General features: G+C 53.8%; 9 protein-coding genes and 1 pseudogene. 6 read left to right on the top strand and 4 right to left on the bottom strand.

Annotated elements, in window-relative coordinates; all coding sequences use genetic code 11:
• Positions 1-51 precede the first annotated feature (51 nt).
• The 4 genes and pseudogenes from ABF979_RS15040 to ABF979_RS15025 form a co-directional block, all read left to right on the top strand.
• A pseudogene (locus tag ABF979_RS15040) lies at positions 52-846 on the top strand (Tm-1-like ATP-binding domain-containing protein); the annotation flags it as partial.
• Positions 839-1,669 carry a phosphoenolpyruvate hydrolase family protein gene (locus ABF979_RS15035; protein WP_415560578.1) on the top strand — a complete coding sequence of 277 codons (831 nt, stop codon included), beginning with the start codon at positions 839-841 and terminating at the stop codon, positions 1,667-1,669. The pseudogene ABF979_RS15040 and the gene ABF979_RS15035, both read left to right, overlap by 8 nt.
• 489 nt (positions 1,670-2,158) lie before the next feature.
• The gene (locus ABF979_RS15030) at positions 2,159-2,767 is read left to right on the top strand and encodes a nitroreductase family protein (RefSeq protein WP_077804069.1); all 609 of its coding nucleotides are present in this window, start codon (positions 2,159-2,161) and stop codon (positions 2,765-2,767) included.
• A 37-nt stretch (positions 2,768-2,804) separates the two neighbouring features.
• Positions 2,805-4,001 (top strand): MFS transporter, encoded by a 1,197-nt coding sequence (locus tag ABF979_RS15025; protein ID WP_244178138.1) that lies wholly within the window; start codon positions 2,805-2,807, stop codon positions 3,999-4,001.
• A gap of 219 nt (positions 4,002-4,220) precedes the next feature.
• On the opposite strand, the gene ABF979_RS15020 is transcribed toward ABF979_RS15025, so the two are convergent.
• On the bottom strand, positions 4,221-4,628 hold the full coding sequence (locus tag ABF979_RS15020; protein WP_063904056.1) for a VOC family protein: 408 nt from the start codon (positions 4,626-4,628) through the stop codon (positions 4,221-4,223).
• Complete coding sequence (locus ABF979_RS15015) at positions 4,625-5,251, bottom strand: glutathione S-transferase family protein (RefSeq protein WP_063904081.1); 627 nt, start codon at positions 5,249-5,251, stop codon at positions 4,625-4,627. The genes ABF979_RS15020 and ABF979_RS15015 overlap by 4 nt, the downstream gene beginning before the upstream one ends.
• 149 nt (positions 5,252-5,400) lie before the next feature.
• On the opposite strand from ABF979_RS15015, the gene ABF979_RS15010 reads away from it, so the two are divergent.
• Positions 5,401-6,294, top strand: coding sequence for a LysR family transcriptional regulator (locus ABF979_RS15010; protein WP_269747545.1), 894 nt, complete (start codon positions 5,401-5,403; stop codon positions 6,292-6,294).
• Positions 6,295-6,416: 122 nt separating this feature from the next.
• Here the strand turns inward: ABF979_RS15010 and ABF979_RS15005 are convergent, their stop codons facing one another.
• Positions 6,417-6,887 carry an RrF2 family transcriptional regulator gene (locus ABF979_RS15005; protein ID WP_232309382.1) on the bottom strand — a complete coding sequence of 157 codons (471 nt, stop codon included), beginning with the start codon at positions 6,885-6,887 and terminating at the stop codon, positions 6,417-6,419.
• An 80-nt stretch (positions 6,888-6,967) separates the two neighbouring features.
• Between ABF979_RS15005 and ABF979_RS15000 the strand changes: the two genes are divergently transcribed.
• The gene (locus ABF979_RS15000; RefSeq protein WP_253571513.1) at positions 6,968-7,873 is read left to right on the top strand and encodes an NAD(P)/FAD-dependent oxidoreductase; all 906 of its coding nucleotides are present in this window, start codon (positions 6,968-6,970) and stop codon (positions 7,871-7,873) included.
• A 38-nt stretch (positions 7,874-7,911) separates the two neighbouring features.
• On the opposite strand, the gene ABF979_RS14995 is transcribed toward ABF979_RS15000, so the two are convergent.
• Positions 7,912-9,126 (bottom strand): MFS transporter, encoded by a 1,215-nt coding sequence (locus ABF979_RS14995; RefSeq protein ID WP_063904058.1) that lies wholly within the window; start codon positions 9,124-9,126, stop codon positions 7,912-7,914.
• Positions 9,127-9,282 lie beyond the last annotated feature (156 nt).

Here is a 9,282-nt window from a genome sequence, read left to right as displayed (position 1 = left end):
GTTCAGGCCAGATGATAGCTTATCGCCCTGTCCGAAAAATGGGGACCACCTCTATATTCCGTGGTCGATATGCAAGGGCTGAACCGTGTGTCGCGGCGGGTGCTCGAAAACGCAGCGAATGCCATGGCCGGTATGGTGCGTTCTGCGACGCATGAACCCGAAGACCAACGCCCTGCGATTGGCTTGACGATGTTTGGTGTCACGACACCCTGCGTCACACACCTGACTGATACCTTGCATCATCAGTTTGATTGTTTGGTGTTTCACGCCACCGGCACGGGTGGTCGTTCGATGGAACAGCTTATTGATCGTGGAGTCATACGCGGTGTAATTGACGTTACGACAACGGAATTCTGCGACCTCATTGCGAATGGTATTTTTCCTTGTGGAGAAGACCGGCTCGGCGCAGTTGCACGCACTAAAGTGCCTTATATCGGCAGTTGCGGTGGTCTCGACATGGTCAATTTCGCTGCCCGAGATACGGTTCCACAAAATTATAGAAATCGTGTTCTGGTAGAGCATAACCCACACATCACACTGATGCGTACATCAGCCGAAGAATGTCGTCAGATTGGGAAAATGATTGCCGAACGCCTGAATCACTGCGAAGGCCCCGTCGCATTCTTTATACCGGAAGGCGGCTTTTCTTTACTTGATGCGGCTGGAGAGGTCTTTTTCGATCCCGAAGCCGATGAAGCATTCGTCGCGGCGTTATCAGGGATGCTGCGCGAAAGCGCAAGGCGAAGGCTGATACGCCTGCCATATGCGCTCAATGATTCTGCTTTTGCTCAGGCAATGGCGGACGAATTTCAGACAATGTTCAAGGAGACAGAATTCAATGCCTAGCATTGCACGCGAAACTATTCTTGGTCGTTTGCGCGGCCTCATCGCAGAAGGGCGCCCTATCGTTGGAGGCGGAGCAGGAACAGGTCTTTCCGCCAAATGTGAGGCGGAGGGTGGCATCGATCTGATCGTCATTTACAACTCCGGTCGTTACCGCATGGCTGGACGCGGTTCACTTGCGGGGTTGCTTGCCTATGGCAATGCTAATCAGATCGTTATGGATATGGCACGTGAGGTGCTGCCAATTGTCCCAAACACACCAGTACTTGCCGGCGTGAATGGGACTGATCCATTTGTGGACTTTGATGTATTCCTCGACGAAATACGCAGAGTGGGTTTTTCTGGTATACAAAACTTCCCGACAGTCGGGCTGATTGACGGTACATTCCGGAAAAACCTTGAAGAAACCGGCATGAGCTATGCTATGGAAGTGGATGTCGTCGCTCGGGCCCGCAAGAAAGATTTGCTCACGACCCCTTATATCTTCGACCCAGAGCAAGCTGTCAGCATGACAAAAGCGGGCGCGGATGTTCTGGTTGCCCACATGGGCCTGACAACTGGTGGCAATATTGGTGCAGAAACAGCATTCACACTGGACGACTGTATAACGCTGATCAACCAGATGACGGATGCTGCCAAAAGTGTGAGAGACGACGTCATCGTTCTTTGCCATGGCGGACCGATTGCAATGCCTGAAGATGCCCAGAAAGTCCTCAAGGCTTGCCCGGATTGCCATGGATTTTATGGTGCATCGAGTATGGAACGGTTGCCAACCGAACGCGCGCTGGTCGAACAGACACAATTGTTTAAATCTATGACGCGCTAGTATTCTTCCTGAAGGGCATGTTAGGAAATAGTAATGTCTTAAACATGCCTTTCTTTTTCCTTCCGTACATTTGAAAAATTCCATGAATAGCCATATAAATCAGGAGCATAGACATGATAGGAAGCGATATCAGTGATGCTATGCTCCGGCCCCAGTCTCGGGAACAGATCCCCGACGATGAAGAGATCGCCAGTCAGCGTCACGGCTGGTAGTGTGTATGACACAAGGCGATCTCATGAAACCATTACCAGCCCTGATACATGGTAGATCATACCTCCCAAAAAGAATGTAGTGTTATGGCGCCTCGCATCAGCAAAGATGCCATCACCCGAAATGAAACTCTGTAGGCCTACGGCTATCCCGGACGGGCCAAGGGGAACGATGGAACACCCATCAGACGGGCCGTCTCATAAGCCTAAGCACCCTTAATGCCCTCTCCGCGTTGACAGGGTAAATTGTACAACAGAGCCACACAACAGGAGAAATGTCATGCCCCTCGACGTCGCCAGTGCCATTCTGCAACGCCGCGCTACCAAAGTCTTCGATCCCGACCACCGCATGACGGACGCTGAACTCGACACACTGCTCGGTCTCGCCCGCCGTATGCCAACGGCGTTCAACATCCAGAATTGGCGCTTCGTCGCCGTGACCGATCCAGAACTGCGCACCAAGATCCGCGCCGTCGCATGGGATCAAGCTCAGGTTACCGACTCTTCCGTGCTTCTGGTTCTCTGCGCTGACATCAAGGCGTGGGAGAAATCCACCACGCGCTACTGGGAAAACGCCTCCACCGAAGTGCAGCAATTCATGACCGGCGCGATCGATCAGTATTATCGTGGACGCGAACAGGTCCAGCGCGACGAAGGCATGCGCTCGTGCGGTATGGCAGCGGCAGCCATCATGCTACAGGCCGAAAGCATGGGCTACGGCACATGCCCGATGGACGGTTTCGACTTCGACGCAGTGGGCAAGCTGATCAATCTTCCCGAGGACCATGAAATCGTCATGTTCGTCGCGGTCGGTAAATGTGCCAAGTCCCCTCACCCGACCGGCGGCATCCTTCCGACAGACGAGATCATTTTCAGGAACACGTTCTGAGCCGCCACTCGCCTCAAAAGTTGCCAGAAGGCCGCCCGTGACAAACGCTACCGCTCACACGACATTCCGCCTGACACCGGCGATAACCGGACTGTTCGCCGGGGTGTGCGGCCTGACGGTCGCGAACATCTACTACGCGCAGGCTCTGATCGGCCCCATCACGAGTGCACTGGCCATTTCCTCCACATGGGCGGGAAGTATCGTCACGCTGACCCAACTCGGCTACGGGGCTGGGTTGGTCCTGATCGTGCCGCTCTGCGACCAGTCCGAAAACCGTCGTCTGATCCTCCTGACGATTGCCGGGCTTGTCGTCAGTCTGATCGGAGCGGCGCTCAGCACCTCAGTCGCGACATTCATGCTGTTTTCCGTCACCATCGGTCTGTGTTCCGTGGGGTCGCAGATTCTGCTGCCGCTCGCCACGCATTTCGTGGAACCCGGTCAACGTGGCAGAACGATCGGCAATATCATGGGCGGCCTGCTGTCGGGGATCATGCTCTCGCGGCCCGTCGCAAACGCTATGGCGGCCGCGTTCGGCTGGCGAGCCGTGTTCTGGGTCTCTGCTGTCGTCATGATGCTCGCGGGTCTTGGGCTGGCGCGCGTTCTGCCCGTTCAGGCCCCAACCCGTCGCATGTCTTACGGAAGCCTCTTGCGGTCGATCATGCATCTTCTGGTCCAATACAGGACGTTAAGGGTTCGCATCGCCTGTCATGGTCTCGTCTTCGCTGTCTTCAACATGTTCTGGACCGCCATTCCGCTTTTGCTTCATGCCCAGTTCGGCTTTAGCCAGAGCAAGATTGCCCTCTTCGCACTCGCGGGAGCAGGCGGCGCACTGGCCGCTCCTCTCGCAGGACGCTTGGCTGACGCCGGACTGACCCGTCCGGCGACACTGAGCGCAATCGCACTCGTAGGCGCAACGTCTCTCACCTCGGGCTGGGCCGTCGCTGCAGGTTGGATTATCGTCCTCGCGGTACTTGCGCTGCTGCTGGATGGTGGGGTGCAAACCAATCAGGTCATCAGCCAGCGCGTGGTTTACAGTCTCAACGACACTGCGCGCGGACGCCTGAATGCTGCTTATATGGGCGGTGTGTTCGTCTGCGGTGCGCTCGGATCGTCTTGCGGGGCCGCACTCTACAGCATTGCAGGTTGGTGGGGCTTTGCGATCGCAGGAACGCTCATGTGCCTCGCCTCCCTCGCGCTCTTTGCCGCCACGAATGGTAGGCATGCCGCCTCATGAACCCTGCTCCATTCTCTCCGTCCCTGATCTGGTTTAAAATGCACGAACAGATAGAAATTCAAGACTAGTCTGCTTACCGGCGTCGACCTTCTTGATTCATTCGTTCAGCGTATGCGTCGAACAATCTACCTTGGTAGTACTCGATCTAAGTGATATCGGCTGAATTTTATTATCGGTGTCCTCATTCGGCTATCAAATTCAGAGTTCCAGAAAGACAAATTACTGGAGAATTTCGTTAAATTCCAAAACGTTCCCGTCTGGATCACGAATAAAACAGACGACGCGTCTGTCATGCCCCATATGCACTGGGCCTTCTGTGATCGTAATCCGTTCCTGTTTCAGCCAGGCCACAAGACCCACCATACTTTCGATAATAAATGCCGCATGTGTGTATCCTGGATATTTGACAGGAACATCCATCAGAATATTACCAGCCGGGTCTGACACACCATTAAAAATAAGATGAATACGAAGCCCGGATGGGTGATGTAGACCACAGGCTTTCACCGCTGGAGCGTATTCTTCTGGATCACGGATGAAGCCAAATTTGGCATAAAACCGTTCGGAAACGGCGAGATCCGTCACACGAATGCCTACATGATCTAGACTCAGATGAGAGAAGTTCATTGCGCCTCTCCTGTTTTTAAATCCGCTACAATATTCGCGAATGGAACAAATCCCTCCAGGCGTTCCGTGCGCTGCAACCATCTACCAATGGCCTTGTATTCTGATAGATCAACATTTCCTTCCGGAGCTCTCGCGACATAACTGTAAAGCGCGACATCCGCGATTGTCGGTTCTTGGGTTCCTGCGATCCAGGTCCGGCCCAGCAAGGTTTGCTCGATCACTTTGAGTGTGTCATGAGCACGCTGGATGACCTCTTCCGGATTGAAGGGGGCTCCAAAGACTGTCACAAGACGCGCAGCACAGCATCCATATGTGATTTTTCCTGCCGCAACAGACAGCCAGCGTTGAATTTCCGCCTCTGTTACTAGGTCCTCTGGCAGCCAATGAGATGGCCCCATTTTTCGCGCGACATAAACAAGGATGGCATTGGAATCCGCAATGATAGTCCCGTCATCATCTAGAACGGGAATTTCTCCAAAGGCGTTCAGCCTTAAAAATTCCGGAGTTCTCTGCTCACCCGCGGCAAGGTCGACAAGCGTCAATTCGTGAGGCAAGCCGACAAGAGAGAGAAAGAGGTGCGCCCGATGCGCATGCCCCGAAAGGGGATGATAATAGAGCTTCATGGGGAACTCCCGAAAAAAACGGTTGAACAGATACGTTGTCTTCTCACGCAACAAAGCGTGCGATAATCTACCAAAAGCGCACTTCATTATTGCGTTTTGTGGCTATAATTTGTTGATTACAGGAGAGAGATCTGATCGACCTTCCGGCATTGCGGATCTTTATGGCCGTGGCCGATCACGCCAGTTTTGTCGGAGCATCCCGAAAGCTGGGTCTTTCCGCAACAACGGTAACACGGACGGTGAGAAGCCTCGAGACAGCTCTCGGAATCTCCTTATTCAACCGTACAACCCGCTCTGTACATCTGACCACTGAAGGCGTGGAGTTTCTGGCTCGGTGTCGGGCAGCGATTTTCGACCTAGATGGTGCGATTGCTATAGCGCAAGGTGCGAGGACTGCTCCCCAAGGAGTATTGTCGATTACCGCTCCCGTTATTTTTGGACGGGTACACGTCCTTCCCGTTGTCACAGAACTTTTAAAAGCCTGGCCGCAATTGAACATCAGGCTTTTTTTGACAGACCGGGTTGTTCATCTTGTGGAAGAAGGAGTTGATCTCGCCATCCGGATTGCGCCTCCACAAGACAGCGCCCTGAAGATGCAGAAAATCGGAGAGGTCCAGAAAATTTTTGTTGCCAGCCCAGCTTATCTGAAGAAACACGGAGAGCCACAGGTCTTTGAGGATCTCGCAACGCATAGCCTCATTGAGGTTAATGAATATGCAGCGGGATATTCTGAGTGGCGACAGGGCGGGAAATCTGGTTTTTCGATAAAAGTCTCGCCCCGGCTTTTCGTGAACAGTGTCGATGCGGCTCTCACAGCCGCCATCGAAGATCTAGGCATCGTCACGGCATTATCCTACCAAACTCACCAATTTGTTGAAAATGGGCAGCTTCGAAGAATTTTGACTGACACCCCCGCCTCAGTACTTCCGGTCTTCATCCTGTTCCCTGCCAAAGAACGTCAGTCCGTAAATGTTCGAACGTTTGTTTCCGCAATGAAAGACAGGTTTATGGCAAAAAGGTCTCTCAAAGCACACCTCACATAGAAGAAGGGTCCCGTGCAAACAGCCGCTACCATTTTTATGCATTGTGCGGCTTTACGTTTGAGCTTCATTCCATCGAGTAACTGCAAAGCTTTTTGAGCTCTAAAGCGGCAGACTACCCTGGTTCAGGGAGAGTTCGCACAAGACGCAGAAAAGCGCCGGTCAAAATCTTTGGCGATTGCTGCAAGAGTGACCTCGCCTAGTTGAGCAATCAGAAGCGCCTCAGCTTTTTCGAGTGCGCTAGTCATTGACGCATTTACGGCCTGCTCGACGAGGCAATCGGGCGCCGGGTCGGCCAGGCCAATTGCGAAAATACGTGGCTGCCCCACGGCTTTGTAGACATCAAGCATCGAGATACTTTCCAGCGGCTTCAGAAGCGTCCACCCGCCAGCGTGCCCCTTGATGGAACGAACGAACCCCACATCCCGCAGGCCTGCCATCGTACGCCGAATAACAACCGGATTGGTATGCAGCATTTCCGCTGCTTCACCGGAGGTGATGGGCCCATTCGCGCGATCCATATGGATCAGCAAATGCATCATTCTCGATAATCGCCCGTCCAGTTGCATCGCCTGCCCTTTAGGCTCTTCTATCATGTCACATCAAGAGTTGCAAAAAGCTGATATGCATATATGTAACTTCAGACATTACATATGAAGTTGAATAGGATTTAACCATGTATGATGTGATCGTGATAGGCGGCAGCTTTGCCGGACAAGCGGCAGCTATTCAGCTGGCACGGGCTCGCATGAGCGTTTTGCTGATCGATGCTGGCTTACCGCGAAACCGCTTCGCAGACGCGTCTCATGGTTTCCTCGGCCAGGACGGCAAAGCGCCGAACACCATTATGCGTGAAGCCACTGCACAATTACGGCGATATCCAACTGCGCAGATCTTGCAGAACGACGCGCAGAACGACGCGCAGAAGGTGGCACGGAATGGCAAGACGTTTACTGTGTCTCTAGCCAACGGAGCAAAATTTCAGGCGAAGCGGCTGATACTCGCTACTGGCGTTTCCGATACTTTGCCCGATATCCCTGGTGTAGCGGAACGATGGGGCAAGACCGTTCTTCATTGTCCTTATTGCCACGGATATGAGGTCCGCAATCATCAGCTTGGAATTATCGCCACAAACCCAATGTCAATCCATCAGGCAACATTAATACCCGATTGGGGGCCAACAACTTACTTCACTCAGGGAATTTACGAGCCTGATCCAGAGCAGGCAATGTTGCTTAACAAGCGCGGCGTCGTGATCGAACGTACTCCAATCATTTCTCTCATCGGAGATGCTCCTGGTTTGGATGCCGTGAAGCTGGCGGATGGACGGCTCATTGAAGTCGCAGCTGTGTTCACGGTACCGAAAACCAGACCTGCCAGCCCGATTGCCGAGGATCTGGGCTGTATTCTGGAAAACGGACCTACCGGTCCGTTCATCAAGGTCGATACCTGGGGCGCAACCTCTGTGTCCGGGGTCTATGTAGCTGGGGATGCGGCTAGCCCGATGCATAATGCAACGGTCGCAGCAGCGTCGGGTGTCCTGGCAGGTATAGCGGCGCACCAATCTTTAGCCAGGGCGTGATCACGCGGTAACGCAATCCGCTGCTTGTCATCGAATACTCAGTTTTCTTTTCCATGCCCGAGCCGATGGCCAGGTCGGAACCCATAGGAGCGGGCTTGCCATGCGATCAGGAAGCTTACAGCAGCGAGTGCCATCACAATCCAGGGGAATGACAGAGCTCCCCACGTTTCCAGCAACACACCACCCAACAGGCCACCGCCGGCTATGGCGCTGTTCCAGACGACGACATTCATCGATAACGCAACATCTGTACCCTCCCCGGCTGCATCAGCCAGAGCCGTCTGGAGCAACGTCGCGGCCCCTCCGAAAGTCAGACCCCATATCGTAACGCCAATCATGATCACCGCAGGCGATGCTGATCCAATTGCAAAAAAAACTGCAACAGCAGCGAATATTGCCAGACTGACCAGAACAGAAAGCCGGAGGGCATGATCGACCGTGCAACTGGTGAGCCAGATGCCTGCAAGGGCAGCAAGGCCAAAAAGCAGGAGGATGCGGTCCGCCTCTCCTGCCAGCCCTGCCGGTGTAATGAACGGTACGATATAAGTGTAGAGAACGTTATGCGCGAGCATCCATGTTACCACGACGCCCAGAACAGATCGCACCCCCGGTGTTCGCAGGACATGACCGAACGGCTGGCGCTCATGATGTGCAAGGCCTGGAAAATCAGGAACCTTCGCCAGAACCCAGACAATTAACAGCAAGGTGGCACCCGACATGATCCAGAAGGCCAGTCTCCATCCCACAGCCGCGCCCAGCCAAGTGCCCGCCGGAACACCTACAGAAAGCGCGATCGGCGTGCCAACCATGGCGATAGCCAGAGCACGTCCTTGCTGAGCGGGTGTCACCATTCTGCGTGCATAGCCGGCCAGCAGGGCCCAGGCGAGCCCTGCCGCTGCACCCGCGCCATATCGCGCCACGAGGGTCAGGTCATAATCCGTCGAGAATGCTGTGATGGAGTTAAAAACTACAAAACCAATGATCGCCAGCAGTAGAACCCGCCTTCTCCGCCAGCGCTGTGTGGCCAATGTTAGCGGGATCGCAGCACTCAGGGAGCCCAAGGCGTAAGCCGTGACCATCTGCCCTGCCAAGGCGGGGGAAACATGCAGCCCAGCCCCGATCTCAGGCAGCAAACCTGCAGGAAGAGTTTCAGTCATAATGCAGATGAAGCCAGTCATCGCCAAGGCGAGTAAGCCGGCCATAGGTAATCTGTCATCGGGACTTCTGCGAAGGGGTATCGTCTTGGAGGTCATGCGGCTCTCATATATGGATCGAATGATCTATATATGAGAGCGTAAATTCTTGGCAATTACTTCTGGATCACTTAATATGAAAATCTTTCAAAAGGAGCAATACCATGGCGCGAACAGGGCGTCCCCGGGAGTTTGACAGGGACAAAGCACTCAATG

Source organism: Gluconobacter sp. (assembly GCF_047723935.1).
In the GTDB taxonomy this organism is placed as follows: domain Bacteria; phylum Pseudomonadota; class Alphaproteobacteria; order Acetobacterales; family Acetobacteraceae; genus Gluconobacter.
The sequence above is the reverse complement of the archived record's forward strand: the minus strand, read 5'-3'. Positions and strand labels throughout refer to the sequence as shown.

What these genes read in the sequence shown, in the direction of transcription:
- ABF979_RS15000 (WP_253571513.1), top strand. Translation starts at nt 6,968, where the DNA reads ATGTATGATGTGATCGTGATAGGCGGCAGCTTTGCCGGACAAGCGGCA.
- ABF979_RS14995 (WP_063904058.1), bottom strand. Translation starts at nt 9,126, where the DNA reads ATGACCTCCAAGACGATACCCCTTCGCAGAAGTCCCGATGACAGATTA.
- ABF979_RS15020 (WP_063904056.1), bottom strand. Translation starts at nt 4,628, where the DNA reads ATGAACTTCTCTCATCTGAGTCTAGATCATGTAGGCATTCGTGTGACG.
- ABF979_RS15035 (WP_415560578.1), top strand. Translation starts at nt 839, where the DNA reads ATGCCTAGCATTGCACGCGAAACTATTCTTGGTCGTTTGCGCGGCCTC.
- ABF979_RS15015 (WP_063904081.1), bottom strand. Translation starts at nt 5,251, where the DNA reads ATGAAGCTCTATTATCATCCCCTTTCGGGGCATGCGCATCGGGCGCAC.
- ABF979_RS15030 (WP_077804069.1), top strand. Translation starts at nt 2,159, where the DNA reads ATGCCCCTCGACGTCGCCAGTGCCATTCTGCAACGCCGCGCTACCAAA.
- ABF979_RS15005 (WP_232309382.1), bottom strand. Translation starts at nt 6,887, where the DNA reads ATGATAGAAGAGCCTAAAGGGCAGGCGATGCAACTGGACGGGCGATTA.